This is a genomic window from Caulobacter sp. Root1472 (assembly GCF_001426985.1).
Lineage (GTDB): Bacteria > Pseudomonadota > Alphaproteobacteria > Caulobacterales > Caulobacteraceae > Caulobacter > Caulobacter rhizosphaerae.
Map to the genome: position 1 here is coordinate 25,045 of NZ_LMFX01000026.1, position 25,319 is coordinate 50,363.

Below are 25,319 nucleotides of genomic sequence, written 5' to 3' on the forward strand. Positions count from 1 at the left end.
GTGTATCGACGCACCCGCGCCGGGGCGGCGAGACGCAAAAAGGGCCCCGGATCGCTCCGAGGCCCTTTCGTCAGCCGAGGCTGAAAATCCTTAGTCTTCCGAGTCGGCGGTGAACACCGGGCCGGAGTCCTTGCCCTTGGCCGAGACGTCGCGGTCGACGAACTCGATGACGGCCAGCGGGGCGTTGTCGCCGTAGCGGAAGCCGGCCTTCAGGACGCGGATGTAGCCGCCCTGACGGTCCTTGTAGCGGGGACCGATGGTGGCGAACAGCTTGCCGACTTGTTCGACGTCGCGGACGGTCGAGATGGCCTGACGGCGAGCGTGCAGGTCGCCGCGCTTGGCCAGGGTGACCAGCTTTTCGACGAACGGACGCAGTTCCTTGGCCTTGGGCAGGGTGGTGACGATCTGCTCGTGCTTGATCAGCGAGGCCGACATGTTGGCGAACATGGCGGTGCGGTGAGCGGACGTGCGACCGAGTTTACGGTGAGCCTTACCGTGACGCATTGTAGTGTCTCCTGGGCCGTGGCCCGCTGTCGCGCGAGGAAGAAGCGCGGATTGTCACCAATCCCAGCGGCGTCCCGGCCGGGTTCAGAACGAAGCGCCGGGGCCCTCCACCGCTGTTGCGGCTTCAAAAGGCCCAGGCCGCCCTGCGAGAGAGCGGCCCGGATTAAGCGCGGTACTCAGTACGTTTAGATCTGGTCTTCGAACTTCTTGGCCAGGTCTTCGATGTTTTCCGGCGGCCAGTTCGGCACGTCCATGCCCAGGTGCAGGCCCATGCCGGCCAGCACTTCCTTGATCTCGTTCAAGGACTTACGGCCGAAGTTCGGGGTGCGGAGCATCTCGGCTTCGGTCTTCTGGATCAGGTCGCCGATATAGACGATGTTGTCGTTCTTCAGGCAGTTGGCCGAGCGGACCGACAGTTCCAGTTCGTCCACCTTCTTCAGCAGGGCCGGGTTGAACGGCAGTTCCGGCTTGGCCTCGTCGGCGGTCTTGGCCTTGGGCTCTTCGAAGGTGATGAAGATCTGCAGCTGGTCTTGCAGGATGCGGGCGGCGTAGGCCACCGCGTCCACCGGCGTGACCGCGCCGTTGGTTTCCACTTCCAGGATCAGCTTGTCATAGTCCAGCGACTGGCCCTGGCGGGTCGGCTCGACGCGATAGGCGACGCGCTTGACCGGCGAGTACAGGGCGTCGACCGAGATCAGGCCGATCGGGGCGTCTTCCGGGCGGTTGCGGTCGGCCGGCACGTAGCCCTTGCCCGTGTTGACCGTGAACTCCATGCGCACCGAGGCGCCGTCGTCCAGCGTGCACAGCACGTGGTCGGGGTTCAGGATCTCGATGTCGGCCGGGGTTTCGATCTGACCCGCGGTGACCGGGCCGGGGCCCGTGGCGCGCAGGGTCATGCGCTTGGGGCCTTCGGCGTGCATGCGCACGGCCAGTTGCTTGATGTTCAGAACGATGTCGACGACGTCTTCGCGGACGCCTTCGAGCGAGGAGAATTCGTGTACGACGCCATCGATCTGGATGGCGGTGACGGCGGCGCCCTGAAGCGAGGAGAGCAGGACGCGGCGGAGAGCGTTGCCGAGCGTCACACCGAAGCCGCGTTCGAGCGGCTCAGCCACGATGCGAGCCTTGCGGGTCGCGTCGGCGCCAGTCTCGATCTGCGGCTTCTCAGGACGGATCAGCTCGTTCCAGTTTCTTTCGATCACGTGGTCGATCCCTTGAACGCGGCTCGCCGGCCGCGTTTGGCGCAGCCGGCGAAGGAGAATTGGGTCTAAAAAGTACTAGACGCGACGACGCTTGGGCGGACGGCAACCGTTGTGCGGGATCGGCGTCACGTCGCGGATGGTCGTGATGGTCATGCCGGCGGCCTGGAGGGCGCGCAGGGCCGACTCACGGCCCGAACCCGGACCCGACACGTTGACCTCAAGGGTCTTCACACCGTGCTCGGCGGCCTTCTTGCCCGCGTCTTCCGCAGCCATCTGAGCGGCGTACGGGGTCGACTTGCGCGAGCCCTTGAAGCCCATCATGCCGGCGCTCGACCAGGAGATGGTGTTCCCCTGGGCGTCGGTGATGGTGATCATGGTGTTGTTGAACGAGGCGTTCACGTGCGCCACGCCCGAGGTGATGTTCTTGCGTTCGCGCTTTTTAACGCGAGCCGGTTCCTTGGCCATCGTCAGGCTACCTTATTTCTTCTTGCCGGCGATCGGCTTGGCCGGACCCTTGCGGGTACGAGCATTCGTGTGCGTGCGCTGACCGCGGACCGGCAGGCCCTTACGGTGACGCAGGCCGCGATAGCAGGCCAGGTCCATCAGGCGCTTGATGTTCATCGAATTTTCGCGGCGCAGGTCGCCTTCGACGGTGAAGTCCTTGTCGATCGTTTCACGGATCGCGAGCACTTCGGCGTCGGTCAGCTGATTGACCCGGCGGGCGTCATCGATGCCCACCTTCGTGACGATGTCACGAGCGGACTTCTGGCCAATGCCATGAATGTACTGAAGCGCGATCAAAACGCGCTTGTTCGTCGGGATGTTGACGCCTGCAATACGGGCCACGTCTAATGTTCTCCTAGTCACGCACTAAAGACGCGAACGGCGCGCCCGGCCCGGTCTTTCGACCCAGTCCGGCGCGCACAGATCGCGCCCTTTCGCGGAAGCGCCCCGTTATAGGGATAGTTGCGCGTCCGTCAATGGCGGAATCCGCTCGATCGAGAGGATTCCAACGAAGTCTTAAGCCACGACCGAAAGCGCGGCGTCGATAGAGCTGGCCACCGCTTCCACGGTTCCCATGCCGTCGACCTCCGACAGCTTGCCCTGCTCCCGGTAGTACGGCAGCAGCGGCGCGGTGTCGGCGTTGTAGCGATCCAGGCGGTTCACGAAGGTTTCGGGATTGTCGTCCGACCGTCCCTGCTCGGCGTATCGCTTGGTGATCCGTTCGATCAGGGCGGGTTCGTCTACCTTGAGTCGGAGAACGGAGTCGATCTTCTGCCCTCGCTTGGCCAGCATGGAGTCCAGGGCCTGAGCCTGGGCCACCGTGCGCGGGAAGCCGTCGAAGATGGCGCCGCCGACCGCCTCGGCCTCGGCCAGGCGGTCCTCGATCAGGGCGATGACGATCTCGTCGGTGACCAGGTCGCCGCGATCCAGCACGCCCTTCACCTTCTGGCCGAGCTCGGACCCCGAGGCGATGGCGGCGCGGAGCATGTCGCCGGTCGACAGCTGGACCATGCCCCGCTGCTCGACCAGACGCTTGGCCTGGGTGCCCTTCCCCGCGCCGGGCGGACCGAACAGGATCAAGTTCATCAATGCGCTTCCTGCGTTTCCGCGAGTCTAACGCCCGCGCCCCGCTCAGACCTAGAGTGGGTTCGATAAAAACGGAAGCCGGTTTGTGACAAACCGGCTTCCGCATTCTGGCCTTCCGTCGCGCGCAAAGGGGTTTAGCGTCCCTTGCCGCCGCGCAGCTTCGACTTCTTGATCAGGCCCTCGTACTGGTGCGCCAGCAGGTGGGACTGGATCTGGGCGACGGTGTCCATGGTCACCGTCACCACGATCAGGATCGAGGTGCCGCCCAGGGCGAACTTGGTCGGGCCCATGCTGCTCATCAGCAGTTCGGGCAGGATGCAGACGGCGGTGATGTAGGCCGCGCCGATCACCGTCAGGCGGGTCAGGACGTAGTCCAGATATTCCGCCGTCCGCTTACCTGGCCGGATGCCCGGCATGAAGCCGCCGTACTTGCGCAGGTTCTCGGCCGTCTCGTCGGGATTGAACACGACCGAGGTGTAGAAGAACGAGAAGAAGATGATCAGGGTCGCGTAGAGCACCATGAACAGCGGCTGGCCGTGCTGCAGGGCGCCGACCACGGTCGGCAGCCATTGCAGCCAGTTGGGCAGGTTGGCCGTCGCCAGGAAGCCCATGGCGGTGGTCGGCAGCAGCAGCAGGCTGGAGGCGAAGATCGGCGGGATGACACCGGCGGTGTTCAGCTTCAGCGGGATGAACGAGGTGTCGCCGCCGATCATCCGGTTGCCTTGCTGGCGCTTGGGATAGTGCACCAGCAACCGGCGCTGCGAACGCTCGATGAAGACGATGAAGAAGATCACGGCCACGGCCAGCACGGCCACGGCGAACAGGGCGAAACCCGACATCGCGCCGGTCTGCACCTGGGTGAACATCTGCACCACGCCCAGCGGCAGGGCGGCCACGATGCCGGCGAAGATGATCAGCGACACGCCGTTGCCGACGCCCCGGCTGGTGATCTGCTCGCCCAGCCACATCAGGAACAGGGTGCCGCCGGTCAGGGCGACGACGGTCGAGATGATGAAGAAGACCGGGGCGATGCCGCCGACGATCATGTTGGGCTGGCTCTGCAGGCCCACGGCGATCGAGAACGACTGCACGATGGCCAGGATGACCGCCAGGTAGCGGGTGTACTGGTTGAGGGTCTTGCGGCCGGCTTCGCCGCCTTCCTTCTTCAGCTTCTCCCACGGCGGATACACCGAGCCCATCAGCTGCACGATGATCGAGGCGCTGATGTAGGGCATCACGTTCAGCGAGAACACGGCCATGCGCTGCACGGCCCCGCCCGAGAACATGTTGAACATGCCCAGGATGCCCTTCGACTGCTGCGAGAACGCGGCGGCGAAGGCTTCCGGATTGATCCCCGGGATCGGCACATAGGTGCCGAGCCGGTAGACAATCAGGGCGATGAGCGTGAACCAGATGCGCTTGTGAAGTTCGGTGGCCTTCTGGAAGGACCCGAAGTTCATGTTGGCTGCGAGTTGTTCGGCGGCCGAGGCCATTCAAATCCCCACGTCGAGAGCGCGCACCGCGTCCGCGGCCTTGGTCGCGCTCCAAGCATAAATCCGAGCCAGATCCGGATGGCGGTGAATCGCCGGGGCCGGATCAAGCCCGAGTACGGAGCCGTACATAGGTGAGGCTCGCCGCGATGTCACGGCGAGCCTCGTTATTCTGTCATCCCGGCGGGAAACGGCGGACCTGGCGGGGTCTCCCCCGCCCTATCCGCGATCCCGGCGACAGCGCCAGGGCGCCGGCCGGGATGACATTATGGCTTCAGGCTTCGGCTTGCGCCTTGGCCTTCTTGGTCACGGTCACCGAACCGCCGGCGGCTTCAACGGCCTTGATGGCCGCTTCGGTCGCCGAATAGACAGTCAGCTTCAGGGCGGTCTTGATCTCGCCCTTGCCCAGCAGCTTCACGCCGTCCAGTTCGCGGCGGATCACGCCGGCGGCGACCAGGTCAGCGGGGGCCAGCTCGGCGCCGGCCTTGAACTTGCCGGCGGCCACGGCCTGCTCCAGGCGCCACAGGTTCACTTCGGCGAACTCCAGGCGGAAGGGGTTGTTGAAGCCGCGCTTGGGCATGCGCATGTGCAGCGGCATCTGGCCGCCTTCGAAGCCGGCGATGGCCACGCCCGAGCGCGCCTTCTGGCCCTTCACGCCGCGACCACCGGTCTTGCCCTTGCCCGAACCCGGGCCGCGGCCGATGCGCATGCGGCCCTTGGTCGAGCCGGGCGCCGGAGCCAGTTCATTCAGCTTGGTCATGTGTGCCTCTCCTTGGAGATCTGCGCCTGGCCAGCGGCCAGACTCGGCTTTTGGAAACAAAGAAACTCAAACGAAAACCACCCCGGTTTTCACCGGGGTGGCGATTTCGACGTCTCGTAGCAGACCTACTCGACGATTTCCAGCAGGTGCTGGACCTTGCGGATCATGCCGCGCACCGAAGGGGTGTCTTCCAACTCGGACTCGCGGCCCAGCTTGTTGAGACCCAGGCCAGCGAGCGTGGCGCGCTGGACGGCGTTGCGGCGGATCGGGCTGCCGGTCTGGCGAACCTTCACGGTCTTGGTTTGCGTAGCCATGTCTTAGCCCTCGATGGCGTCCGGAGCCGAGGCTCCGTCGGCGCGGCGGCCGAGAATGTCGCCAACCTTCTTGCCGCGCTTGGCGGCGATCTGGCGGGGCGACGATTGAACCTTCAGGGCCTCGAACGTGGCGCGAACCATGTTGTACGGGTTCGAAGACCCCGTCGACTTGGCCACGACGTCCTGGACGCCCAGGGTTTCGAGAACCGCGCGCATCGGACCACCGGCGATGACGCCCGTGCCGGGAGGGGCGGCGCGCATCATGACCTTGCCAGCGCCCCAACGGCCGTAGCCGTCGTGGTGCAGGGTGCGCGACTCGCGGAGCGGGACGCGGACCATGGTCTTCTTGGCTTCTTCGGTCGCCTTGCGGATGGCTTCCGGCACTTCACGCGCCTTGCCATGACCGTAGCCGACGCGGCCCTTCTGGTCGCCGACGACCATCAGAGCGGCGAAGCTGAAGCGACGGCCGCCCTTAACGGTGGCGGCGACGCGGTTGATGTGGACGAGCTTTTCGACGATGTCGCTGTCGACCCGCTCCTCGGGGGCGTTGCGGTCGCGACGGTCCCGGCGTTGGCCGCCTTCACCGCGCTGTTGGTCACCACGAGCCATGATGTTTCCCTTAGAAGTTCAGGCCGGCTTCGCGCGCGGCGTCGGCCAGGGCTTTCACCCGTCCGTGGAAGATGTAGCCGCCGCGATCGAAGACGACGTCCTTGACGCCCTTTTCGATGGCGCGCTCGGCGACGAGCTTGCCGACCAGAGCGGCCGCGTCCTTGTCCGCGCCCTTGGCCGAACCTTCACCCTCGAGGGTGGAGGCCGAAGCCAGGGTCACGCCGCGTTCATCATCGATGACCTGGGCGTAGATGTTCTTGGACGAACGGAAGACCGACAGGCGCGGACGACCGTTGGACAGGGCCTTGAGGCGGGTGCGGGTGCGTTGGGCACGACGCACGGCGGATTCGCGAGGTGAGAGCGCCATGGCTTACTTCTTCTTGCCTTCCTTGCGGCGAACCTTCTCGCCAGCATACCGCACGCCCTTGCCCTTGTAGGGCTCCGGCGGACGAATGCGGCGGATCTTCGCGGCAATCTCGCCAACCGCCTGCTTGTCAGCGCCGGCGATCTTGATTTCGGTCTGCTTGGGCACCGCGAAGGTGACGCCGGCCGGAGCCTCGACGTCCACGTCGTGGGAGAAACCGAGCTGGATGGAGAGCGCGGTGCCCTTCATCGCGGCGCGGTAACCAACGCCCACCAGCTCGAGGGTTTCCTCGAAGCCCGTGGTGACGCCGTGCACCATGTTGGCGACCAGCGTGCGGGACAGACCCCACATCGACTTGGCGCGGGTGGATTCGTTCCGCGGGACCAGGGTCAGCTCTTCGCCTTCGACCTTGATCTCGATTTCTTCCGGAACCGTCCAGGAGAGTTGGCCCTTGGGCCCCTTCACCGACACCGTCTGGCCTTCGAGCGTCAGGGTGACGCCCTTGGGGATCGAGACGGCCTTCTTACCGATACGTGACATGCTCTTTCCCTCCCGCGCCTAGTAGACGCGGCAGAGGACTTCGCCACCGACATTAGCGTCGCGTGCGGCGGAGTCCGACATGACGCCCTTCGGCGTCGAAAGGATCGAGATGCCCAGGCCGTTCTTGATCGGCTTCAGGTCCTTGATCGACGAATAGACGCGACGGCCAGGCTTGGACACGCGGCTGATCTCGGCGATCACGGGCTCACCGTCAAAATACTTGAGCTCGATCTCGAATTCGGGGAACGCGCCGGGCTTCTCGACCAGCGAGTAGCCGCGGATGTAGCCTTCGTCGGCCAGCACGTCCAGGACGCGGGCGCGCAGCTTGGAAGCCGGCGTCGCGACCTTGGCGCGCTTGCGCGTGGCGGCGTTCTTGATGCGAGCGATCATATCGCTCAGGGGATCGTTCATCGACATCTGATCGTCCTCACCAGCTCGACTTGACGAGGCCGGGGATCTGCCCTTGCGAACCCAGTTCGCGCAGAGCAATCCGGCTCATCTTCAGCTTGCGATAGTAGGCGCGCGGGCGGCCGGTCACTTCGCAGCGGTTGCGAATGCGAACAGCCGACGAGCTGCGCGGAAGCTTCGCGAGCTTCAGGCGGGCTTCGAAGCGTTCTTCCAGCGGCAGGCTTTCGTCGTTGGCGATCGCCTTCAGCGCGGCGCGCTTGTCGGCGTATTGCTTGACGAGGGCCTTGACCGCGAGATTACGGTTAACGGCGCTTTTCTTGGCCATGGTGTGTTTCCCTGCCCGCTCTTAATTGGTGAACGGGAACTGGAATTCCTTCAGGAGAGCCTTGGCTTCCTGGTCGGTCTTCGCAGTGGTGCAGACGATGATGTCCATGCCCCAGATCTGTTCGATCTGGTCATAGTTGATTTCCGGGAACACCAGGTGCTCCTTCAGGCCCATGGCGTAGTTGCCACGGCCGTCGAAGCTCTTGCCGTTCAGGCCGCGGAAGTCCTTCACGCGCGGCAGCGCGATCGTGACCAGGCGGTCGAGGAATTCGTACATCCGGTCCTTGCGGAGGGTCACCTTGGCGCCGACCACCATGCCTTCGCGCAGCTTGAAGCCGGCGATCGACTTGCGGGCCTTCGTGGCGACCGGCTTCTGGCCAGCGATGGCCATCAGATCCTTCAGCGCGGTCTGGGCCTTCTTGGAGTCGGCCACGGCCTCGCCGATACCCATGTTCAGGACGATCTTGTCCAGCTTGGGGATCTGCATTTCGTTGGTGTAGCCGAACTGCTCCTTCATCGCGGCGCGGATGCGCGCGCGATATTCGGACTTCAGTCGCGGCTCGTAAGCTTGATCAACCATTGATCACCTCGCCCGTCGTCTTGGCGACGCGCACCTTCTTGTCGCCTTCGATCTTGAAGCCGACGCGGGTGGGCTTGCCGTTGGAATCGACCAGAGCCACGTTCGAGACGTGCAGGGTCGCTTCCTTGCTCTTGATGCCGCCTTGCGGATCAGCCTGTGTGGCCTTGGTGTGGCGTTGAACCAGGTTCACGCCTTGCACCAGGACGCGGTTCTCCTTGGGGAGAACCTGGGTCACGGCGCCTTGCTTGCCCTTGTCCTTGCCGGCCAGGACGACAACGCGGTCGCCCTTCTTAATCTTGGCAGCCATTACAGCACCTCGGGGGCGAGGGAGATGATCTTCATGTGGTTCTTGGCGCGCAGTTCACGGGGAACCGGGCCGAAGATCCGCGTGCCGACCGGCTCGCTCTGCTTGTTGACGATGACCGCGGCGTTCTTGTCGAAACGGATCAGCGACCCGTCCTTACGCTTCATGCCTTGGTTCACGCGAACGACGACGGCGCGGAGCACGTCGCCCTTCTTCACGCGGCCGCGCGGAATGGCTTCCTTCACGGACACGACGATCACGTCACCGACGCTGGCGTAGCGACGACCTGCGCCACCCAGCACCTTGATGCACATGACCCGGCGAGCGCCGGAGTTGTCGGCGACTTCCAGGTTAGTTTGCATCTGGATCATGGTTCAAACCTTCCAGATTAAGCCGAAGCCTTGGGAAGGACTTCCCAGGTCTTCAGCTTGGACTTCGGAGCGCACTCGATGATACGGGCCACTTCGCCCGCCTTGTACGCATTGCTCTCATCATGCGCGTGGTACTTCTTGGACCGACGCACGATCTTCTTCAGCAGCGGGTGAACGATGGTCCGTTCAACCTTGACCACTACGGTCTTGTCGCCCTTATCGGAGACGACAACCCCTTCGAGGATACGCTTGGGCATATCGTTCTCCTTAAGCCGCGGCCTTGGCGCGCAGCACGGTCTTGATGCGGGCGATTTCCTTGCGGATCTCGCCGACGCGGTGGGTCTTTTCCACCTGACCGGTCGCCGCCTGGAAGCGCAGGTTGAACTGCTCCTTCTTCAGGTTGAGCAGCTGCTCGGCGAGTTGGTCGGGAGTCATGCCCCGGATGTCTTGGATCTTGGTCATGCCGCTTCGGCCTCCAGAGCCGCACCAGCGTCGATGCGGGTGACGACGCGGGTACGGATCGGCAGCTTGGCGGCGCCAAGGCGCAGGGCTTCGCGCGCGATATCGTCCGGCACGCCGTCGATTTCGAACATGATGCGGCCCGGAGCCACGCGAGCGGCCCAGTGGTCCACGGCGCCCTTGCCCTTACCCATCCGCACTTCAGCCGGCTTGCCGGTGACCGGCACGTCCGGGAAGATACGGATCCAGACGCGGCCTTGACGCTTCATCTGGCGGGTGATGGCGCGACGAGCAGCTTCGATCTGGCGAGCCGTGATGCGCTCCGGCTCGACGGCCTTCAGGCCGTACGAACCGAAGTTCAGCAGGGTGCCGCCCTTCGAGGTGCCGTGGATACGGCCCTTGAACTGCTTGCGATACTTGGTTTTTTTCGGTGACAGCATAGCGCTCTATCCTTAGCCCCGATCGCGACGGCCGCGGTCGCCCCGGTCGGGACGATCGCCGCGCTCGCGTCCGCCACCTTCGCCGGCGGGACCGGATTCAGTGGCCAGACGCTTGTCGAGCGCCATCGGGTCATGCTCCAGCACTTCGCCTTTGAAGATCCAGGTCTTCACGCCGATGATGCCGTAGGTGGTCTTGGCTTCCGCGAAACCATAGTCGATGTCGGCCCGCAGGGTGTGGAGCGGCACGCGACCTTCGCGATACCATTCCATCCGCGCGATTTCCGCGCCGCCGAGGCGGCCCGACACGTTGATGCGGATGCCCTTGGCGCCGAGACGGACGGCCGATTGGATCGACCGCTTCATGGCGCGACGGAACGCGATACGACGCTCGAGCTGCTGGGCGATGGACTCGGCCACCAGCTGCGCATCGGTTTCGGGCTTGCGGATCTCGACGATGTTCAGGTGAACCTCGCCTTCCGTCATCACCGACAGGTCCTTGCGGAGCTTGTCGATGTCAGCGCCCTTCTTGCCGATGATGACGCCCGGACGGGCGGCATAGATCGTGACGCGGCACTTCTTGTGGGGACGCTCGATGATGATGCGCGAGACGCCGGCTTGATACAGGCGCTTCTTCAGCATCGCACGGACCGCGAGGTCCTGGTGCAGGAGCTTGCCGTACTGCTCGCCGTCGGCGAACCAACGGCTGTCCCAGGTACGGTTGACGCCGAGCCGCAGCCCGACCGGATTGACTTTCTGACCCATCAGGCGGCCTCACCCAGTTCGCGGACCACGATGGTGATCTCGGAGAACGGCTTTTCAACGCGCGTGGCCCGACCGCGAGCACGCGGCGAGAAGCGCTTCATCACCAGGTTCTTGCCCACATAGGCCTCGGCGACGACCAGCGAGTCGATGTCGAGGTTGTGGTTGTTCTCGGCGTTGGAGATGGCCGAGTACAGCGCCTTGCGGACGTCCTGAGCGATACGCTTGTGGCTGAATTCGAGCTCGTTCAGAGCGCGCTGGACGTTCAGGCCACGGATGGACTGAGCGACCAGGTTCAGCTTGCGGGCGCTGGTGCGCAAGGTGCGAACCTTGCACATCGCTTCATTGGCCGGCAGGCGGCGAGGTTGTTTAGCTTGGCTCATGGCCTACTTCCTCTTCGCCTTCTTGTCGGCGGCGTGGCCGGGGAAGTTCCGGGTGGGCGCGAACTCACCGAACTTCATGCCGACCATGTCTTCCGACACGGAGACGGGAACGTGCTTTTGACCGTTGTGCACGCCGAACACCAGGCCGACGAACTGCGGCATGATGGTCGAGCGGCGCGACCAGGTCTTGATGACGTCCTTGCGGCCCGACGCGAGAGCGGCGTCGGCCTTCTTCAGGAGGTACCCGTCGACGAACGGGCCTTTCCAGACGGAGCGGGTCATGGCTTAGCGGCCCTTTTTCGCTTTGTGGCGCGAACGGATGATGAACTTATCCGTGGCCTTGTTGACGCGGGTCTTGGCGCCCTTGGTCGGCTTACCAGCCGGGGTCACCGGGTGACGGCCGCCCGAGGTGCGGCCTTCACCACCGCCGTGCGGGTGGTCGACCGGGTTCATGGCGACGCCGCGGACGTGAGGACGACGGCCCATGTGACGAACGCGCCCGGCCTTGCCGAGGTTTTCGTTCATGTGGTCCGGGTTCGACACGGCGCCGACGGTGGCCATGCAGCTGTCCAGCACCATGCGCAGCTCGCCCGAGTTCAGGCGGATCTGGGCGTAGCCGGCGTCACGACCCACCAGCTGGGCGTAGGCGCCAGCCGAACGCGCGATCTGACCACCCTTGGCGGGCTTCAGCTCGACGTTGTGGATGATCGTGCCGATCGGCAGGGTGCGCAGCGGCGAGGCGTTGCCCGGCTTCACGTCGACCTTGTCGGCGGTGACGACTTCGTCGCCGGCCTTCAGGCGTTGCGGGGCCAGGATGTAGGCCAGCTCGCCGTCCTGATACTTGATCAGGGCGATGAAGGCGGTCCGGTTGGGATCGTACTCAAGGCGGACGACCGTGGCCGTGCCTTGCTTACGACGCTTGAAGTCGACCAGGCGGTAGAGGCGCTTGGCGCCGCCGCCGCGGAAGCGGACCGCGATGCGGCCGTTGCCGCCGCGACCGCCCGACTTGGTCAGACCTTCGACCAGCTTCTTTTCCGGGCGGCCCTTGTGGAGCTCGCTGCGGTCGATCAGCACCAGGCCGCGCTGGCCGGGGCTGGTCGGGTTAAAGTGCTTCAAGGCCATGTCTTAGAGCCCCGTCGTGATGTCGATCGACTGGCCGTCGGCCAGGGTCACGATGGCTTTTTTGACGTCGGAGCGGCGTCCGACGATGCCACGGAAGCGCTTGGTCTTGCCCTTGGTGACCAGGGTGTTGACCTTGGTGACCTTGACCTTGAACAGCTCTTCGACGGCGGCGGCAATTTCGTCCTTCGACGCATCGGCGGCCACGCGGAAGACGACCTTGTTCTGCTCGCTGAGCAGGGTGGCCTTCTCGGTGATCACCGGCGACAGGATCGTGTCGTAGTGGCGGGCGGTTGCGGCCATCAGGCGGCTTCCTTCTCAGCGAAACGGGCCGAGATCGCCTCGATCGCGTCCTTGGTCAGGACGAGCGTTTGGCGACGCAGCACGTCATAGACGTTCAGGCCGGCGTTCGGCAGCACGTCGATGTTCGGAATGTTGCGGGCGGCGAGCTTGAAGTTGCCGTCCACTTCCGGACCCGCGATGACCAGCGCGTTCTTCAGGCCGATCTTCTCGAAGTTGGCGCGCAGGGCGGCCGTCTTCGGATCGGTCAGAACGGCGCTGTCCAGCACGACCAGCGAACCGGACTTGGCCTTCGACGACAGCGCGTGGCGCAGAGCCATGGCGCGGATCTTCTTGGGCAGATCGAACGCGTGGCTACGGACGACAGGGCCGTGGGCCTTGGCGCCGCCGACGAACTGGGCCGCACGGCGCGAACCGTGACGGGCCGAGCCGGTGCCCTTTTGCTTGTACATCTTCTTGCCCGTACGAGAGACCTCGTTGCGGACCTGAATCTTGTGGTTCCCGGAGCGGCGCTTGGCCAGCTGCCAGGTGACGACGCGCTGCAGGATGTCGCCGCGGATGTCGGCGATGCCAAAGATGGCGTCGTCGAGATCAACGGAACCGGCCTTGCCGCCGTCCAGTTTGATGACGTCGAGTTTCATTAGCCTTCGCCCTCTTCGGTCGTCGCCGCGGGGGCTTCCTCAGCGGGGGTTTCAGCGGCGGCGGCCGGAGCCTCGCCAGCCTTGCGGAAGGCGCCCGGACGCGGCAGGTCGGCCGGAGCGGCCTTCTTGATCGCGTCGCGAACCTTGACGTACGAGCCTTCCGAGCCAGGGACGGCGCCCTTGACCAGGATCAGGCCGCGCTCGACGTCCACTTTCCAAACGGTGACGTTCAGGGTGGTGACGGTTTCCTGACCCAGGTGACCGGCCATCTTCTTGCCCGGGAACGTACGGCCCGGATCCTGGCGGTTGCCGGTCGAGCCGTGCGAACGGTGCGAGACCGAGACGCCGTGGGTGGCGCGCAGACCGCCGAAGTTCCAGCGCTTCATGGCGCCGGCGAAACCCTTACCGACGGTGATGCCTTGGATGTCCACCTTCTGGCCGGCGACGTAGTGGTCGGCGGTGAATTCCGCGCCCACGTCGATCAGAGCCGACTCTTCGACGCGGAATTCGGCGACGATCCGCTTGGGCTCGACCGAGTTCTTGGCGAAGTGGCCGCGCAGGGCCTTGGAGGTGTTCTTGGGCTTCTTGGCGCCGGCGCCGAGTTGCAGGGCGGTGTAACCGTCCTTCTCGACCGTGCGCTGGCCCGTGACCTGGCAACCATCCAGCGACAGGACGGTGACCGGGACGTGCTGTCCGGTTTCATCGAAGAAGCGGGTCATGCCCAGCTTCTTGGCGATCACGCCAGTACGATTAGCGGGGAGAGTCATCTGTTCGGCCCTCCTTACAGCTTGATTTCGACGTCGACGCCGGCCGACAGGTCGAGCTTCATCAGCGCGTCCACGGTCTGCGGAGTCGGATCAACGATGTCGAGGACGCGCTTGTGCGTACGGATCTCGAACTGCTCGCGCGACTTCTTGTCGACGTGCGGCGAGCGGTTGACGGTGAATTTCTCGATAAGCGTGGGCAGGGGGATCGGGCCCCGTACCGTCGCACCTGTGCGCTTGGCCGTATTGACGATCTCGCGCGTGGAATGATCCAACACGCGGTGATCGAAGGCCTTGAGCCGGATGCGGATGTTCTGACGATCCATATCGCTCGGTTTCCTAGTGGGCTGCGCCCGCGTCTCGAACCATTTCAAAGACCAACTCGGTCCCCGCGAGGGGTCCGAACGCAGCGTCCGCAAAACAAATAGGCCCCGGCGGTCACCCGCTAGGGCCGGTGACTGAAAACGACGCCCCAGAAGGCGCCGCCCGCAGTCGTTCGCGAACCGCGTTTAAGCCCGAAAGCTCACAGCCGGTCCAACAGAAGGGGGCTTTTACGTGTGTGAATCGGTTTCGTCAAGCGCTTCGGGGGCCGGTTTCGAAAGGGCTTCCACCGCCCCTCCCCCACCCCGCTTCTCCGTGCGTCACCGCGTCTCGGCTCCGGCCTGGTGTGCGGGTCGCATGTCGCCCCAGGGAGCAAGTCGCCCCCGGCAAGAGCTTGATGGCCAGCGACCGGAGGTCTTTGGGAAGTTAGTCTTCAATATAACAGTGTCGGGTGAAACAAGTTCGAACTATGGCGCATGAACATGAATGGGCGAGCGCGCGCGTTAGGCACGTTAAGCCGTCGGCGCAAGTGTCATAAAACTGCATCAATGCTCTAGCGACCGTTCCAACCGGTCTTGCCGCCTTGGGCGAAGCTCCATAGATCCGCCGCTCCTCGACGGACGAGCGGCCCTCCCCAAACGACCGCCCGCCGATCGAGGCCACACAGTAAGGGGATTACCCACTATGAAGACCCAACTCTTCGCCGCCGCCGCCGTCCTGGCGCTGGCCGTCTCGGCTCCCGCCTTCGCCCAGAACGTCGGCTCGATCGGCGCCGCGGTGAACTACGGCGACGTCAAGGCCACCGGCATCGACGCCGACGGCACCTCGGTGAAGGTCGACGGCAATGTCGCCATCCCGACCGGCGCCTGGACCGTCACCGTGAACGGCAATGTCTCGGTCAACGACAACGACATCAGCGACGAAACCGTCGCCTCGACCGCCGCTCACGCCACGACCCTGGTCGCCGGCGACACCGTGCGCGTCGGCGGCTTCGCCGCCCTGTCGCGTCCGTCGAACGACACCCTGTGGGCCGTCGGCGCCGAAGCCAGCAAGTACTTCGACAAGGTCACCCTGAACGGCCTGGTCGCCTATGGCCAGTCGAACGACCTGGACGCTGACCTGTACGCCGTGCGCGGCGAGGCCCGCTACTTCGTCTCGGACGACTTCCGTCTGGACGCCGGCGCCGGCTACTCCAAGCTGGACGCTGACGCCGGCCTGGAAGCCGACATCTGGGACGTCAATGTCGGCGGCGAATACAAGTTCGCCAACACCGGCTGGTCGACCTTCGGCAAGTACACCCACACCGAGTCCAAGGACCTGGCCGACCTGAACGCCGAAGCCGTGAAGGTCGGCTTCCGCTACACCTTCGGCGGCAGCCTGAAGACCCGCGACCGTTCGGGCGCCGACCTGATCGACGCCGACACCCTGTTCGGCTTCGGCGTCCGCTAACCCGCACGCCGTTCGCGATCAGCGGACAACGGAACGCCCCGGAGCTTCGGCTCCGGGGCGTTTCACTTTATATATATGCGCGAGCGCGGTTCGCCGAACCTCAGCGGGCGGGCGCGACCAGCCCCTGCTCCACCGGCGCCTCGCGATCCACCGACAGCACGCCGCCCGCCTCCTTCAGCTCCGCTGCCTGGATGACCGTCCGCTGGCCGTAATAGGGGTCGGCCTTGGCCTGCGGTTCGTGGGACTGGTGGACGAAATAATAGAGGAACGCCCTGCCCCCGCTGACCACCACGTCGGGGTGCTGGCCCATGCCGGTATCGGTGGCCTGGGTCCCCGGCTGCTCCAGCAGGCGGGTCGGTTGCAGGGTCCAGGTCGCGGCGTCGTCCGAGCGCAGCACGATCAGGCCCTTCCAGGCGTCGGCGACCATCCACCAGGCGTCCTTCCAGCGGAACACCTTGGGTCCCTCGGCGGCCATGTCGACCACGGGCTTGTCGCCGGCCGTCTTCCAATGGACGAGGTCAGGGCTTTCGACCGCCACGATCCGGCTGCCCCTGTGCTCGTCCTTGTACCAGAGGCGGTAGCGGTCGCCGACCTTGGCCACGCTGGCGTCGATCACCCGGTCCGAGCCCAGGTCCAGCCTGTCGCCGCAGGTCCAGGCCTTCAGGTCCTTGCTGGTCAGGTGGACGATCCGCGCGGTCGCCCCGGCCTCGCCCCAGCGATGGAAGACGCCGGGCACCACCGTCAGCCACATGTGGTAGACGCCGCCCTCGGCGTAGAGCTCCGGCGCCCACAGGGTCTGGCCGGTGCAGGCGGCGGGGATCTTCGCCACACCCTTGTAGGTCCAGGCCAAGCCGTCCCTGGACGTCGCCATGCCGATCGGCGTGGCGTGCACCCAGGCCACGTCCTTGGGGTCGGGGCTCTTCATCGTGGCCCGGCGATTGGTGTAGAACATCACCCATTCGCGATGGGCCTTGTCGAACACGATCGACACGTCGGCGGCGCCGTCGGTGACGGGATCGCGATAGAGCGGCTTGGGGGCCGCGGCTTGCGAAACAGCGGGCAGCGCCAATGCGCAAGCCAAGGCCAACACCTGCAGTTTCATGCCGCTCCCTCGATCCGAACACGGCCACGCCGCGAACGGTCAGAAAGAGCATTAACTCAGACTATTGTCATCCCGGAAGCCTCGCAGAGGCTGTCCGGGATCTCGAGGATCAGCGCGCCGGGCTCCTAGCGGCCGACGATCACCTGGCCCGAGCCGGCGACCGACTTCTGGATCGAGCCGTTGACCTTGGCGATGCGGACGTCGCCAGAGCCGGCGATGTGCGCATCGACCGTATCGGCCTCGCCGCCGAAATCGACGTTGCCCGAGCCCATGATGCTGACTTCGACCGAGCGCGAGCGGCCGCCGCTGATGGTCACGTCGCCGGAGCCGGCGATGTTGGCCTCAAGCTTGCCGGTGACGCTGGCGGCGGTGACGCCGCCCGAGCCGGCGATATTGACCTCCAGGTCGCCGCCGATCTCCTGGGTCTTCACGTCGCCCGAGCCGGCGATGTTGATCTCGGCCGAGCCGGCGCTGCCGGCCTTGGTGTCGCCCGAGCCGGCCTGATTCAGCTCGAATTTGCCCCTGACGTTGGCCACGGTCCAGTCGCCGCAGCCGGCGTTGGAGAGCTCCAGGTGGTCGGTGCGGCCGACGCTGCCGAACACCGCGCCGGCGGCCCCGACCTCGGCGTCCATCGGCACGCGAACCACGATCTGCGGGATGTCCTCCCACTTCACGTCGCCGACGCCGCGTACATGGATCACGGTCTTGCCCATCACCGTGTTGCAGCCGTTGATGCGGTTGCGGCGCAGGCCGCCGTCGACCGTCACGTCGGAGCCGTTCTTGCGGATGTCCAGCGGCAGACTCTTGTTGGTGGTCAGGAACTCGACCTTCACGTCGCCGCGCGCCTCGGGGACCACGACCACCCGGGCCACGGCGTCCTTGATCTTCACGGACGGATCGGCGGCGGCGGTTCCGGCGAAGCCCAGGGCGGCGGCCGCGGTGGCCAAGAGCAGAAGAGCGCGCATCGGTATTCCCTCGAAGCAAAGCGTTTGTTGAGGGAAGGCTAGCCGCGCCCTTATCGAGAAACGACTTAATTCGAGGTCATGACCCGATTGTCATGATCAGGCCGCAATCGAAGCGGCGCCGCTCGACCTCAGCCCGCGTGGGCCGCCAGCCGCACGGGAACCGACTTGTAAGCGGGCGTGCCGCTGCGGCGGTCGTGGTCCTCCAGCGCGACCAGCACATTGGCTTCGGGATAGTAGGCGGCCAGGCAGCCGCGCGGGATGTCGCGCTCGACAAGGGTGAAGCCGCGCACCGCCCGCCGCCCGGTGTCGTCGAACGCCGCGGTGAGGTCGATCCGGTCGCCGGCCTTCAGCCCTCGCGCGGCGATGTCGTCGGGATGGGCGAACACCACGTCGCGCCGGCCGAACACCCCCCGATAGCGGTCGTTCTGGCCATAGATGGTAGTATTGTACTGGTCGTGGCTGCGCAGGGTGGTCAGCAGCAGGACGTCGGCCTGGCCGCGCCTCGCGTCCTGCCCGTCGTGGCGATGGACCAGGAACTGGGCCTTGCCGCTGGGCGTCTTCCAGACCCGCTCGGACGGCGGGACCGGCAGGCGGAAGCCGCCCGGCTGGCGCACACGGGCGTTATAGTCAGCGAAGGCTTCGGGAAAGACCGCCTCGATCAGGTCGCGGATCTTGTCGTAATTGCCGGCTAGGCCCGGCCAGTCGACGACGTCGTCCGGGCCGAACAGCGCCGCCCCGATCCCTGCGATGATGGCGGGTTCGGACTTCAGCTGGTCCGAGGCCGGGGCGTTCAGCCCGCGCGAGGCGTGGACCATCGACATGGAGTCCTCGACCGTCACCGCCTGGCGGCCGCCGGCCTGGACGTCGATCTCGGTGCGCCCCAGGCACGGCAGCAGCAGGCTCTCGGCGCCGTGCAGCAGGTGCGTGCGGTTCAGCTTGGTAGCCACGTGGACGCTCAGCCCGACCTTCCGTATCGCCGCGAAGGTCCGGGTGGGGTCGGGCGCGGCGACCGCGAAATTGCCGCCCAGGCCGACGAACACCCGGATCTGGCCCGCCTCCATGGCGGCGATGGTCTCGACCACCGTGTGGCCGTGGTCGCGCGGCGACTTGAAGGCGAACACTCGGTCCATGGAGTCCAGGAACGCCGCCGAGGGCTTCTCCCAAATCCCGACCGTCCGGTCGCCCTGAACGTTGGAATGGCCTCGCAGCGGGCAGATCCCCGCCCCGGGACGGCCGATATTGCCCTTCAGCAGCAGCAGGTTGACCAGTTGCTGCACGGTGCTGGACGAGTTCCGGTGCTGGGTCAGGCCCATGCCGTAACAGAGGATCGTGGCCTTGGCGCCGGCATAGACGCGGGCCGCGTCCTCGATCTGCCCCCGGGACAGGCCCGAGCCAGCCTCGATCTCGTCCCAGGTCAGGCCCTCGACCACGGCCTTGACCATCTCGAAGCCCTCGGTGTGCTCGGCGATGAAGGCGCGGTCCAGGACCGCGCCTTGGCTTTCGGCGTCCAGGGCTAGCACAGCCTTCATGATCCCCTGCACGGCCAGGGCGTCGCCACCGATGGCGACCTGGTAGTAGGCCGAGGCGATCGGGGTCGAGGACAGGGTCGCCATCTCGACCGGATCCTGCGGCGCCGCGAACTTCTCCAGCGCCCGCTCCTTCAGCGGATTGAAAGCCAGGATGGTCGCCCCGCGCCGCGAGGCGTCGCGCAGGGTGGTCATCATCCGCGGATGGTTGGTGCCCGGATTGTGGCCGAAGCTGAGGATCAGGTCGGCATGATCGAAGTCCTCCAGGGTCACCGAGCCCTTGCCCATGCCGATCGAGTCCGGCAGGCCGACGCTGGTCGGCTCGTGGCACATGTTCGAGCAGTCGGGGAAATTGTTGGTCCCGACACGCCGGCCCAGGAGCTGGAACAGGAACGCCGCCTCGTTCGAGGCCCGGCCCGATGCGTAGAACTCGGCCTGGTCGGGATGGTCGAGCGTTCGCAGGGCGTCGGCCGTGCGCGCGAAGGCGTCGTCCCAGGCGATGGGCAGATAGCGGTCCGTCGCTTGGTCGTAGGCCATGGGATGGGTCAGCCGGCCCAGGTCCTCCAGGGCGTGGTCGCTCCAGGTCAGGAGCTCGGTGACGGTGTGGGCGGCGAACACCTCCGGCGTGGCGCGCTTGGACGTCGCCTCCCAGGCCACCGCCTTGGCCCCGTTCTCGCAGAACTCGAACGACGAGGTGTGCTTGGGATCGGGCCAGGCGCAACCGGGGCAGTCGAAGCCCTCCGGCTGGTTGGCGCGCAGCAGGGTCTTGCCGCCCTCGATCACCGTGGCCTGGTCGCTCAGCGCCCCGGCCACCGCCTTCAGCGCGCCCCAGCCGCCGGCGGCGTTGTCGTAGCGATGGATGCCGGGCACGCCGGCATTGGGTCTACGGTCGGCCATCACGCATACTCCGGCGCGGCGTCGAGCAAGCGCTCGGCATGTGCAAAAACGGTATGGCCGTCGGCGCGCGCCAGGGCCACCAGGGTCAAGCCCGACTCCTCGGCGCGGCGGATCGCCAGGTCGGTGGGCGCCGAGACCGCCACCAGGATCGAACAGCCCATCCGCACGGTCTTCTCGACCATCTCGAACGAGCAGCGGCTGGTGACCAGCACGAAGCCGCCTGATGCGTCGCGCCCCTGGCCCGCCATCGCCCCGGCCAACTTGTCCAGCGCGTTGTGACGGCCCACGTCCTCGCGGACCAAGATAAGCGCCCCCTCATCGTCCGCGAACGCCGCCGCGTGGGTGGCCCGGGTCAGGCGGCCCAGGGCCTGGACGTCGTCCAGGGCGTCGACCGCCCGCTGCACGGCCTGGTGCGACACCTTCGCCCCACCGTCCAGGCGCGGCAACGGCCGCACCGCATCGGCCAGGCGCTGCACGCCGCACAAGCCGCAGCTGGACCGTCCTTCCAGAGTGCGCGGCCGCGCCTTGCGCTGGAGCGTCCCGGGCTTGAGCCTGACGTCGGCCAGGACGCCAAGGTCGGTTTCGGTGACCTCGATCTCGAGAATATCCTCGGCGCGGGCCACCGCCTCGGTCAGGGTGAAGCCTCGCGCCAGGTCCGCGACGTCGTCGGGCGTGGCCATCAGCACGGTGTGCGGCCGGCCGTCGAACGACAGGCCCACGGCGACTTCCTGGGGCGTGGCGCGGGCGATGGTCTCGGACCCGGCCCCGACCCGCCATTGGACGGCGGAACGGCGTTGAGCGGCGGCTTTCGACATGGCCGAAGTCTACCGCCTGGCCATGCGCATCTCCAACCCTGATGCTTAGGAGAGGCTCACGACGGCAGGAACATTCAAAATCCGTCGCGCACGGCGGATGACCGCGCGACGATCCTGACGCACTCTAGGGCCATGGCCATCATCGACACCCGCCGCGACCAGATGTTTCCCATCCTTCAGCCGGAGGAGATCGACCGCATCCGCCGCTTCGGCGACATCGCCCACGCCAAGGCCGGCGCCGTGCTGGCCAAGGCCGGCGAGGTCTCGCCCGGAGTTATGGTGGTGCTGGAGGGCAGCGCCCGGGTCACCCGTCGCGACGCGATGGAGGAGACCCACCTGATCGCCGAGCACGGCCCCGGCGCCTTCATCGGGGAACTGGCCCAGCTGTCGAACCGTCCGTCGCTGGTCGACGTCCACGCCTTGACCGATCTGGAGGTGCTGCGGATCAAACCCGAGCGGCTGCGCGCGGTGCTGGTCGCCGAGGCCGAGCTGGGCGAGCGGATCATGCGGGCCCTGATCCTGCGCCGGGTCGGGCTGCTGGAAACCGGAGCCGGCGGCCCGGTGATCATCGGCCGGGCCGCCGACAGCGTGGTCATCCGCCTGTCCGGCTTCCTGGGTCGCAATGGCCATCCCTACCAGCATCTGGACCCCGACACCGTCGACTGCGCCAGGGTGCTGATCGAGCGGTTCTCGGTCGACGAGGCCGAGCTGCCGATCGTGCTCTGCCCCGGCGGCCAGCTGCTGCGCCACCCGTCCAACGCCGAGCTGGCCCGCTGCATCGGCATGGTCGGCGACCTGGATCCGGACCGCGTCTACGACGTGGCCGTGGTCGGCGCGGGCCCCGCGGGGCTGGCCACCGCGGTCTACGCCGCCTCCGAGGGCCTGTCGGTGCTGGTGCTCGACACCCGGGCGTTCGGCGGCCAGGCCGGGGCCTCGGCGCGGATCGAAAACTATCTGGGCTTCCCCACCGGCGTCTCCGGCATGGCCCTGATGGCCCGGGCCTACAACCAGGCCCAGAAGTTCGGCGCCAACCTGGCCATTCCCGATGAGGTGGCGAGCCTGGACTGCGATGGTGACGCCAACGAAAATGGGGGCCTCAGCGGCTATCACCTGAAACTGGTCAGCGGCGAGACCACCCAGGCCAAGACCGTGGTGATCGCCAGCGGGGCCCGCTATCGGCGGCTGGACGTGCCCAATCTCGACGCGTTCGAGGGCAGCAGCGTCCACTACTGGGCCTCGCCGCTCGAGGCCAAGCTGTGCGCGGGCCAGGAGGTGGCGCTGGTCGGGGCGGGCAACTCGGCCGGCCAGGCCGCCGTCTACCTGGCCAGCCAGGTCAAGAAGGTCTGGCTGGTGATCCGCGGCAGGAGCCTGGACGCCAGCATGTCGCGCTACCTGATCGACCGCATCAAGAGCCTGCCCAATATCGAGATCGTCACCCGCAACGCGATCGTCGAGCTGGAAGGCGAGGACGGCCAGCTGCGAGCGATCCGCCATCGCGACCTCGACACCGGCGAGGAGGGTCGCTGCGAGATCAGCCACCTGTTCCTGTTCATCGGCGCCGCACCGAACACCACCTGGCTGAGCGAATGTCGGGTGGAGCTGGACAACCATGGTTTCGTGCGCACTGGCCAGGACCTGGCGCCGGGCCATCCGTCCCTGCAGACCAGCCGCCACGGCGTGTTCGCGATCGGCGACGTGCGGGCGGGTTCGGTCAAGCGCGTGGCGGCGGCGGTCGGCGAAGGCGCCCAGGTGGTGGCCGCCATCCACGCCTATCTGGCCGAACCGGTGACGACGGCCTAAGGGTCAGGAAATGATGACGCCCTGGGCGGCGTCGAGGATCGCCGCATACTGACGCGGAAATCGTGCAAGATCCTGCTCGATCTCCGTCCGGCGGCGGTGGAGAAACCCAGGAACCTCGCGCAGGGTCTCCTGATAAGGGTCATTGTGTGAATAGAAGAGACAGCCGCCCAGAACCAAGGCGTGCACCTTTTTCCATTGGGCGATGTCGTCCCGCCGAGGCGCCTTGAACTTCCGTGACAGGCCTACCGCCGCGCCGCCGCAATGCGGGCAGGCCAGAACGGCCGCGCGCTCGAGAAAGTTGGAAGAAACGGTTCTCTTGAATGACCGCCGGCAACTAAAGCAGGCATAGGGAAAGCTCGCACGCCCCCAACCTTGATACTTCATCCAGGACATCGGCGGCGCCTCGTCGTTCTACTTTTGATTATTGTCGACCCGATCGGCGCCGACAAGCGGGCGCTCGAAGCGCTGCCTTGCAGCCGCCTCAAAGGCTATGCCTAGTACGTCTCAAATCAACCTGAGGCGCCCATGAAGACCTTGATCCTCACGGGCTTGGCGACCGCCCTTCTGCTGCCGACGTCGTCGGCCTGGGCCGCCCAGCCGACCTGCGCTGTCGCCAACTACGCCCAGCAGGCCCGTGCGCTGATAGCGCCCTACCTGGAGGCCGAGAGCTTCAGCGGATCGATCCTGGTGGCCAAGGACGGCGCGCCGGTGTGGCGCGAAAGCTTCGGCGCGGCCAACCGCGAATGGGACGTGGCCAACACCGCCGACACCAAGTTCCGCCTCGGCTCGATCACCAAGCAGTTCACCGCCACGGCGATCCTGCAACTGGTCGACCAGGGCAAGCTGTCGGTCGACGATCCGATCTCGAAATACTACGCCGACGCCCCGGCCGCCTGGTCGAAGGTGACGATCAAACACCTGCTGACCCATACCTCGGGGATCCCCAGCTACACCGCCCTGCCCGGCTTCTTCGAGAAGAACTCCAAGCTGCCGCTGACCCCCGAGGAGATCGTCAAGCTGACTCGGGACCTGCCGCTCGAATTCGAGCCGGGCGCGAAGTACAACTACGACAACACCGGCTACATCCTGCTCGGCTATGTGATCGAGAAGGTCTCGGGCGAAACCTACGCCGACTACCTGGCCAAGCACATCTTCACGCCGCTGGGCATGAAGGATACCGGCTACGACGTCTCCGGCGTGATCCTGCGCCATCGGGCCTCGGGCTACCAGGGCTCCAAGGAGGGCTGGAGGAACGCTGACTATCTGGACATGACCCTGCCCTATGCAGCCGGCTCGCTCTATTCCACGACCGGCGACCTGCTGATCTGGGACCGGGCCCTGGCCGACGGCAAGATCCTGACCCCGGCTTCGCGGCAGGCGATGTTTACCGACTATGGCCACGAATACGGGTTCGGCTGGCGGGTCGACACCGATGACGGCCACGCACGGGTCGGCCACGGCGGCGGGATCAACGGTTTTTCGACGGGCATCGCGCGCTACCTCAAGGACGGCGTCGTCGCCATCGTCCTGGCCAACTACAACGCGTCTCCCTCCAGCAGCATCTCCGACAATCTGGCGGGGCTGTGCGTGGGAACCTATCAGCCGCCCAAGGCGATCGCCCTGCCGGTCGCGACCCTCGACCGCTATGTCGGCGACTATGTCCTGTCGCCGACCTTCACCCTGACGATCAGCCGCCAGGGCGAGCAGTTGATCAGCCAGGGCACGAACCAAGGTCCTGTGCCGATCTACGCCAGCGCCCCGGGCGAGTTCTTCGCCAAGACGGTCAACGCCAAGATCAGCTTCACCCAGTCTGGAGACGCTCCGGCCACGGCGCTGGTGCTGCATCAGGGCGGTCGGGACCGGACGGCGCCGAGGGTGGAGGTTAAGCCCTAGGATTCTGCAGCTCACGCCGGCGCCCCCCTACGGGCCGCTTCGCGACCGTCTTCCCCCATAGGGGGAAGAGCCTCGCGCCTAAGGCTCCGCCCCCTTGCCGCGACAGACCGCGAAGCGGTCAGGTGGGGGCAAGTGGGGAGCCCCCAAAGCAAAAGGCCCCGGAGTTTCCTCCGGGGCCTTCGCATGTCTCAGCCGAAGCTAGATCGTTCGAGACTACTCGACGATCTTGGCGCGCCAGAAACGCATGCGTTTCTGGCCACTAAGCATGGTCGAGAAAATCGTTATTCAACGATTTTCGCGACGACGCCGGCGCCGACGGTGCGGCC

At 66.0% G+C, this 25,319-nt stretch carries 35 protein-coding genes and 1 pseudogene; 3 read left to right on the top strand and 33 right to left on the bottom strand.

Going from position 1 to position 25,319, the window contains the following annotated elements; genetic code table 11:
* Window positions 1-90 precede the first annotated feature (90 nt).
* The 28 genes and pseudogenes from rplQ to ASD47_RS27705 form a co-directional block, all read right to left on the bottom strand.
* On the bottom strand, window positions 91-504 hold the full coding sequence (gene rplQ, locus ASD47_RS17535) for a 50S ribosomal protein L17 (protein WP_026176397.1): 414 nt from the start codon (window positions 502-504) through the stop codon (window positions 91-93).
* Window positions 505-689: 185 nt separating this feature from the next.
* A complete protein-coding gene (locus tag ASD47_RS17540) occupies window positions 690-1,706 on the bottom strand; it encodes a DNA-directed RNA polymerase subunit alpha (RefSeq protein ID WP_056759332.1) in 1,017 nt (338 codons plus the stop codon).
* A 75-nt stretch (window positions 1,707-1,781) separates the two neighbouring features.
* The gene (rpsK, locus tag ASD47_RS17545) at window positions 1,782-2,171 is read right to left on the bottom strand and encodes a 30S ribosomal protein S11 (RefSeq protein ID WP_018112960.1); all 390 of its coding nucleotides are present in this window, start codon (window positions 2,169-2,171) and stop codon (window positions 1,782-1,784) included.
* 12 nt (window positions 2,172-2,183) lie between these two features.
* Window positions 2,184-2,552: a 30S ribosomal protein S13 gene (gene rpsM, locus ASD47_RS17550; RefSeq protein WP_012285684.1), complete on the bottom strand. Its 369-nt coding sequence runs from the start codon at window positions 2,550-2,552 to the stop codon at window positions 2,184-2,186.
* Between the two features lie 174 nt (window positions 2,553-2,726).
* Window positions 2,727-3,296 (bottom strand): adenylate kinase, encoded by a 570-nt coding sequence (locus tag ASD47_RS17555; protein ID WP_056759334.1) that lies wholly within the window; start codon window positions 3,294-3,296, stop codon window positions 2,727-2,729.
* 134 nt (window positions 3,297-3,430) lie between these two features.
* A complete protein-coding gene (secY, locus tag ASD47_RS17560) occupies window positions 3,431-4,789 on the bottom strand; it encodes a preprotein translocase subunit SecY (RefSeq protein ID WP_056759337.1) in 1,359 nt (452 codons plus the stop codon).
* A 271-nt stretch (window positions 4,790-5,060) separates the two neighbouring features.
* The gene (gene rplO, locus ASD47_RS17565; RefSeq protein WP_056759339.1) at window positions 5,061-5,546 is read right to left on the bottom strand and encodes a 50S ribosomal protein L15; all 486 of its coding nucleotides are present in this window, start codon (window positions 5,544-5,546) and stop codon (window positions 5,061-5,063) included.
* Between the two features lie 125 nt (window positions 5,547-5,671).
* Window positions 5,672-5,860 (bottom strand): 50S ribosomal protein L30, encoded by a 189-nt coding sequence (gene rpmD / locus ASD47_RS17570; RefSeq protein WP_028041101.1) that lies wholly within the window; start codon window positions 5,858-5,860, stop codon window positions 5,672-5,674.
* Window positions 5,861-5,863: 3 nt separating this feature from the next.
* Window positions 5,864-6,469 carry a 30S ribosomal protein S5 gene (rpsE, locus tag ASD47_RS17575; protein ID WP_018113050.1) on the bottom strand — a complete coding sequence of 202 codons (606 nt, stop codon included), beginning with the start codon at window positions 6,467-6,469 and terminating at the stop codon, window positions 5,864-5,866.
* A gap of 10 nt (window positions 6,470-6,479) precedes the next feature.
* Window positions 6,480-6,836 carry a 50S ribosomal protein L18 gene (rplR, locus tag ASD47_RS17580; protein ID WP_028041103.1) on the bottom strand — a complete coding sequence of 119 codons (357 nt, stop codon included), beginning with the start codon at window positions 6,834-6,836 and terminating at the stop codon, window positions 6,480-6,482.
* 3 nt (window positions 6,837-6,839) lie between these two features.
* Window positions 6,840-7,373 (bottom strand): 50S ribosomal protein L6, encoded by a 534-nt coding sequence (gene rplF, locus ASD47_RS17585; RefSeq protein ID WP_018061187.1) that lies wholly within the window; start codon window positions 7,371-7,373, stop codon window positions 6,840-6,842.
* Window positions 7,374-7,391: 18 nt separating this feature from the next.
* Window positions 7,392-7,790, bottom strand: a complete 399-nt coding sequence (rpsH, locus tag ASD47_RS17590) for a 30S ribosomal protein S8 (RefSeq protein WP_007662733.1) — start codon at window positions 7,788-7,790, stop codon at window positions 7,392-7,394.
* A 10-nt stretch (window positions 7,791-7,800) separates the two neighbouring features.
* Window positions 7,801-8,106 carry a 30S ribosomal protein S14 gene (gene rpsN, locus ASD47_RS17595; RefSeq protein ID WP_018061186.1) on the bottom strand — a complete coding sequence of 102 codons (306 nt, stop codon included), beginning with the start codon at window positions 8,104-8,106 and terminating at the stop codon, window positions 7,801-7,803.
* Between the two features lie 21 nt (window positions 8,107-8,127).
* Complete coding sequence (gene rplE / locus ASD47_RS17600) at window positions 8,128-8,685, bottom strand: 50S ribosomal protein L5 (protein WP_035080021.1); 558 nt, start codon at window positions 8,683-8,685, stop codon at window positions 8,128-8,130.
* Window positions 8,678-8,992, bottom strand: a complete 315-nt coding sequence (rplX, locus tag ASD47_RS17605; protein WP_056759341.1) for a 50S ribosomal protein L24 — start codon at window positions 8,990-8,992, stop codon at window positions 8,678-8,680. The genes rplE and rplX overlap by 8 nt, the downstream gene beginning before the upstream one ends.
* Window positions 8,992-9,360, bottom strand: coding sequence for a 50S ribosomal protein L14 (rplN, locus tag ASD47_RS17610; protein WP_007662742.1), 369 nt, complete (start codon window positions 9,358-9,360; stop codon window positions 8,992-8,994). The genes rplX and rplN overlap by 1 nt, the downstream gene beginning before the upstream one ends.
* A 17-nt stretch (window positions 9,361-9,377) precedes the next feature.
* Window positions 9,378-9,617: a 30S ribosomal protein S17 gene (gene rpsQ / locus ASD47_RS17615; RefSeq protein WP_035080025.1), complete on the bottom strand. Its 240-nt coding sequence runs from the start codon at window positions 9,615-9,617 to the stop codon at window positions 9,378-9,380.
* 10 nt (window positions 9,618-9,627) lie between these two features.
* Window positions 9,628-9,822, bottom strand: coding sequence for a 50S ribosomal protein L29 (gene rpmC / locus ASD47_RS17620; RefSeq protein WP_012285673.1), 195 nt, complete (start codon window positions 9,820-9,822; stop codon window positions 9,628-9,630).
* Window positions 9,819-10,259, bottom strand: a complete 441-nt coding sequence (gene rplP / locus ASD47_RS17625) for a 50S ribosomal protein L16 (RefSeq protein WP_012285672.1) — start codon at window positions 10,257-10,259, stop codon at window positions 9,819-9,821. Before rplP ends, rpmC begins: the two co-directional genes overlap by 4 nt.
* 12 nt (window positions 10,260-10,271) lie before the next feature.
* Window positions 10,272-11,021 carry a 30S ribosomal protein S3 gene (gene rpsC / locus ASD47_RS17630; protein ID WP_028041108.1) on the bottom strand — a complete coding sequence of 250 codons (750 nt, stop codon included), beginning with the start codon at window positions 11,019-11,021 and terminating at the stop codon, window positions 10,272-10,274.
* Window positions 11,021-11,401 (bottom strand): 50S ribosomal protein L22, encoded by a 381-nt coding sequence (rplV, locus tag ASD47_RS17635; protein ID WP_012285670.1) that lies wholly within the window; start codon window positions 11,399-11,401, stop codon window positions 11,021-11,023. The genes rpsC and rplV overlap by 1 nt, the downstream gene beginning before the upstream one ends.
* 3 nt (window positions 11,402-11,404) lie before the next feature.
* Complete coding sequence (gene rpsS / locus ASD47_RS17640) at window positions 11,405-11,683, bottom strand: 30S ribosomal protein S19 (protein WP_012285669.1); 279 nt, start codon at window positions 11,681-11,683, stop codon at window positions 11,405-11,407.
* Between the two features lie 3 nt (window positions 11,684-11,686).
* Complete coding sequence (gene rplB / locus ASD47_RS17645) at window positions 11,687-12,523, bottom strand: 50S ribosomal protein L2 (protein WP_028041110.1); 837 nt, start codon at window positions 12,521-12,523, stop codon at window positions 11,687-11,689.
* 3 nt (window positions 12,524-12,526) lie between these two features.
* The gene (locus ASD47_RS17650) at window positions 12,527-12,823 is read right to left on the bottom strand and encodes a 50S ribosomal protein L23 (protein ID WP_029912290.1); all 297 of its coding nucleotides are present in this window, start codon (window positions 12,821-12,823) and stop codon (window positions 12,527-12,529) included.
* Window positions 12,823-13,461 carry a 50S ribosomal protein L4 gene (rplD, locus tag ASD47_RS17655; RefSeq protein ID WP_056759343.1) on the bottom strand — a complete coding sequence of 213 codons (639 nt, stop codon included), beginning with the start codon at window positions 13,459-13,461 and terminating at the stop codon, window positions 12,823-12,825. Before rplD ends, ASD47_RS17650 begins: the two co-directional genes overlap by 1 nt.
* On the bottom strand, window positions 13,461-14,228 hold the full coding sequence (gene rplC, locus ASD47_RS17660) for a 50S ribosomal protein L3 (RefSeq protein WP_056759345.1): 768 nt from the start codon (window positions 14,226-14,228) through the stop codon (window positions 13,461-13,463). Before rplC ends, rplD begins: the two co-directional genes overlap by 1 nt.
* Window positions 14,229-14,242: 14 nt before the next feature.
* Entirely contained in the window at window positions 14,243-14,551 is a 309-nt protein-coding gene (gene rpsJ / locus ASD47_RS17665; protein ID WP_004616952.1) for a 30S ribosomal protein S10, read from the bottom strand.
* A gap of 13 nt (window positions 14,552-14,564) precedes the next feature.
* Window positions 14,565-14,657: pseudogene (locus ASD47_RS27705) on the bottom strand (hypothetical protein); the annotation flags it as partial.
* Between the two features lie 573 nt (window positions 14,658-15,230).
* On the opposite strand from ASD47_RS27705, the gene ASD47_RS17670 reads away from it, so the two are divergent.
* Window positions 15,231-15,995 (top strand): P22 phage major capsid protein family protein, encoded by a 765-nt coding sequence (locus tag ASD47_RS17670; RefSeq protein WP_056759347.1) that lies wholly within the window; start codon window positions 15,231-15,233, stop codon window positions 15,993-15,995.
* Between the two features lie 100 nt (window positions 15,996-16,095).
* Here ASD47_RS17670 and ASD47_RS17675 read toward each other — a convergent pair whose 3' ends face one another.
* From ASD47_RS17675 to fdhD, 4 genes are all read right to left on the bottom strand, one after another.
* The gene (locus ASD47_RS17675; RefSeq protein ID WP_200945271.1) at window positions 16,096-17,097 is read right to left on the bottom strand and encodes a glycoside hydrolase family 43; all 1,002 of its coding nucleotides are present in this window, start codon (window positions 17,095-17,097) and stop codon (window positions 16,096-16,098) included.
* Between the two features lie 125 nt (window positions 17,098-17,222).
* Window positions 17,223-18,062 carry a GIN domain-containing protein gene (locus tag ASD47_RS17680; RefSeq protein WP_056759350.1) on the bottom strand — a complete coding sequence of 280 codons (840 nt, stop codon included), beginning with the start codon at window positions 18,060-18,062 and terminating at the stop codon, window positions 17,223-17,225.
* Between the two features lie 128 nt (window positions 18,063-18,190).
* Window positions 18,191-20,485, bottom strand: a complete 2,295-nt coding sequence (locus ASD47_RS17685) for an FdhF/YdeP family oxidoreductase (RefSeq protein WP_056759352.1) — start codon at window positions 20,483-20,485, stop codon at window positions 18,191-18,193.
* Window positions 20,485-21,300, bottom strand: coding sequence for a formate dehydrogenase accessory sulfurtransferase FdhD (gene fdhD / locus ASD47_RS17690; RefSeq protein WP_056759353.1), 816 nt, complete (start codon window positions 21,298-21,300; stop codon window positions 20,485-20,487). Before fdhD ends, ASD47_RS17685 begins: the two co-directional genes overlap by 1 nt.
* A gap of 132 nt (window positions 21,301-21,432) precedes the next feature.
* On the opposite strand from fdhD, the gene ASD47_RS17695 reads away from it, so the two are divergent.
* Complete coding sequence (locus tag ASD47_RS17695) at window positions 21,433-23,100, top strand: cyclic nucleotide-binding domain-containing thioredoxin-disulfide reductase (RefSeq protein ID WP_056759355.1); 1,668 nt, start codon at window positions 21,433-21,435, stop codon at window positions 23,098-23,100.
* A gap of 3 nt (window positions 23,101-23,103) precedes the next feature.
* Here the strand turns inward: ASD47_RS17695 and ASD47_RS26710 are convergent, their stop codons facing one another.
* Window positions 23,104-23,493 (bottom strand): hypothetical protein, encoded by a 390-nt coding sequence (locus ASD47_RS26710; RefSeq protein ID WP_156402303.1) that lies wholly within the window; start codon window positions 23,491-23,493, stop codon window positions 23,104-23,106.
* A 132-nt stretch (window positions 23,494-23,625) separates the two neighbouring features.
* Between ASD47_RS26710 and ASD47_RS17705 the strand changes: the two genes are divergently transcribed.
* Window positions 23,626-24,993 carry a serine hydrolase gene (locus tag ASD47_RS17705; protein WP_056759358.1) on the top strand — a complete coding sequence of 456 codons (1,368 nt, stop codon included), beginning with the start codon at window positions 23,626-23,628 and terminating at the stop codon, window positions 24,991-24,993.
* Window positions 24,994-25,319: the final 326 nt, after the last annotated feature.

Bases quoted from the DNA above. Each gene is read 5' to 3' on its own strand.
- rpsQ (WP_035080025.1), bottom strand. From the start codon at position 9,617: ATGCCCAAGCGTATCCTCGAAGGGGTTGTCGTCTCCGATAAGGGCGAC.
- ASD47_RS17650 (WP_029912290.1), bottom strand. From the start codon at position 12,823: ATGGCCGCAACCGCCCGCCACTACGACACGATCCTGTCGCCGGTGATC.
- ASD47_RS17695 (WP_056759355.1), top strand. From the start codon at position 21,433: ATGGCCATCATCGACACCCGCCGCGACCAGATGTTTCCCATCCTTCAG.
- fdhD (WP_056759353.1), bottom strand. From the start codon at position 21,300: ATGTCGAAAGCCGCCGCTCAACGCCGTTCCGCCGTCCAATGGCGGGTC.
- rplE (WP_035080021.1), bottom strand. From the start codon at position 8,685: ATGGTTGATCAAGCTTACGAGCCGCGACTGAAGTCCGAATATCGCGCG.
- rplN (WP_007662742.1), bottom strand. From the start codon at position 9,360: ATGATCCAGATGCAAACTAACCTGGAAGTCGCCGACAACTCCGGCGCT.
- rplC (WP_056759345.1), bottom strand. From the start codon at position 14,228: ATGACTCTCCCCGCTAATCGTACTGGCGTGATCGCCAAGAAGCTGGGC.
- rpsJ (WP_004616952.1), bottom strand. From the start codon at position 14,551: ATGGATCGTCAGAACATCCGCATCCGGCTCAAGGCCTTCGATCACCGC.
- rpsN (WP_018061186.1), bottom strand. From the start codon at position 8,106: ATGGCCAAGAAAAGCGCCGTTAACCGTAATCTCGCGGTCAAGGCCCTC.
- ASD47_RS17685 (WP_056759352.1), bottom strand. From the start codon at position 20,485: ATGGCCGACCGTAGACCCAATGCCGGCGTGCCCGGCATCCATCGCTAC.
- rplD (WP_056759343.1), bottom strand. From the start codon at position 13,461: ATGAAACTCGACGTCATCAAACTGGACGGCGGCAAGGCCGGTTCCGTT.
- rplO (WP_056759339.1), bottom strand. From the start codon at position 5,546: ATGACCAAGCTGAATGAACTGGCTCCGGCGCCCGGCTCGACCAAGGGC.
- rplX (WP_056759341.1), bottom strand. From the start codon at position 8,992: ATGGCTGCCAAGATTAAGAAGGGCGACCGCGTTGTCGTCCTGGCCGGC.
- secY (WP_056759337.1), bottom strand. From the start codon at position 4,789: ATGGCCTCGGCCGCCGAACAACTCGCAGCCAACATGAACTTCGGGTCC.
- rpmD (WP_028041101.1), bottom strand. From the start codon at position 5,860: ATGGCTACGCAAACCAAGACCGTGAAGGTTCGCCAGACCGGCAGCCCG.
- ASD47_RS26710 (WP_156402303.1), bottom strand. From the start codon at position 23,493: ATGTCCTGGATGAAGTATCAAGGTTGGGGGCGTGCGAGCTTTCCCTAT.
- rplV (WP_012285670.1), bottom strand. From the start codon at position 11,401: ATGAGCCAAGCTAAACAACCTCGCCGCCTGCCGGCCAATGAAGCGATG.
- rplR (WP_028041103.1), bottom strand. From the start codon at position 6,836: ATGGCGCTCTCACCTCGCGAATCCGCCGTGCGTCGTGCCCAACGCACC.
- ASD47_RS17670 (WP_056759347.1), top strand. From the start codon at position 15,231: ATGAAGACCCAACTCTTCGCCGCCGCCGCCGTCCTGGCGCTGGCCGTC.
- rplB (WP_028041110.1), bottom strand. From the start codon at position 12,523: ATGGCCTTGAAGCACTTTAACCCGACCAGCCCCGGCCAGCGCGGCCTG.
- rpsE (WP_018113050.1), bottom strand. From the start codon at position 6,469: ATGGCTCGTGGTGACCAACAGCGCGGTGAAGGCGGCCAACGCCGGGAC.
- rpsC (WP_028041108.1), bottom strand. From the start codon at position 11,021: ATGGGTCAGAAAGTCAATCCGGTCGGGCTGCGGCTCGGCGTCAACCGT.
- rplQ (WP_026176397.1), bottom strand. From the start codon at position 504: ATGCGTCACGGTAAGGCTCACCGTAAACTCGGTCGCACGTCCGCTCAC.
- rpsH (WP_007662733.1), bottom strand. From the start codon at position 7,790: ATGTCGATGAACGATCCCCTGAGCGATATGATCGCTCGCATCAAGAAC.
- rpsK (WP_018112960.1), bottom strand. From the start codon at position 2,171: ATGGCCAAGGAACCGGCTCGCGTTAAAAAGCGCGAACGCAAGAACATC.
- rplF (WP_018061187.1), bottom strand. From the start codon at position 7,373: ATGTCACGTATCGGTAAGAAGGCCGTCTCGATCCCCAAGGGCGTCACC.
- ASD47_RS17705 (WP_056759358.1), top strand. From the start codon at position 23,626: ATGAAGACCTTGATCCTCACGGGCTTGGCGACCGCCCTTCTGCTGCCG.
- ASD47_RS17555 (WP_056759334.1), bottom strand. From the start codon at position 3,296: ATGAACTTGATCCTGTTCGGTCCGCCCGGCGCGGGGAAGGGCACCCAG.
- rplP (WP_012285672.1), bottom strand. From the start codon at position 10,259: ATGCTGTCACCGAAAAAAACCAAGTATCGCAAGCAGTTCAAGGGCCGT.
- ASD47_RS17680 (WP_056759350.1), bottom strand. From the start codon at position 18,062: ATGCGCGCTCTTCTGCTCTTGGCCACCGCGGCCGCCGCCCTGGGCTTC.
- rpmC (WP_012285673.1), bottom strand. From the start codon at position 9,822: ATGACCAAGATCCAAGACATCCGGGGCATGACTCCCGACCAACTCGCC.
- rpsS (WP_012285669.1), bottom strand. From the start codon at position 11,683: ATGACCCGCTCCGTCTGGAAAGGCCCGTTCGTCGACGGGTACCTCCTG.
- ASD47_RS17675 (WP_200945271.1), bottom strand. From the start codon at position 17,097: ATGAAACTGCAGGTGTTGGCCTTGGCTTGCGCATTGGCGCTGCCCGCT.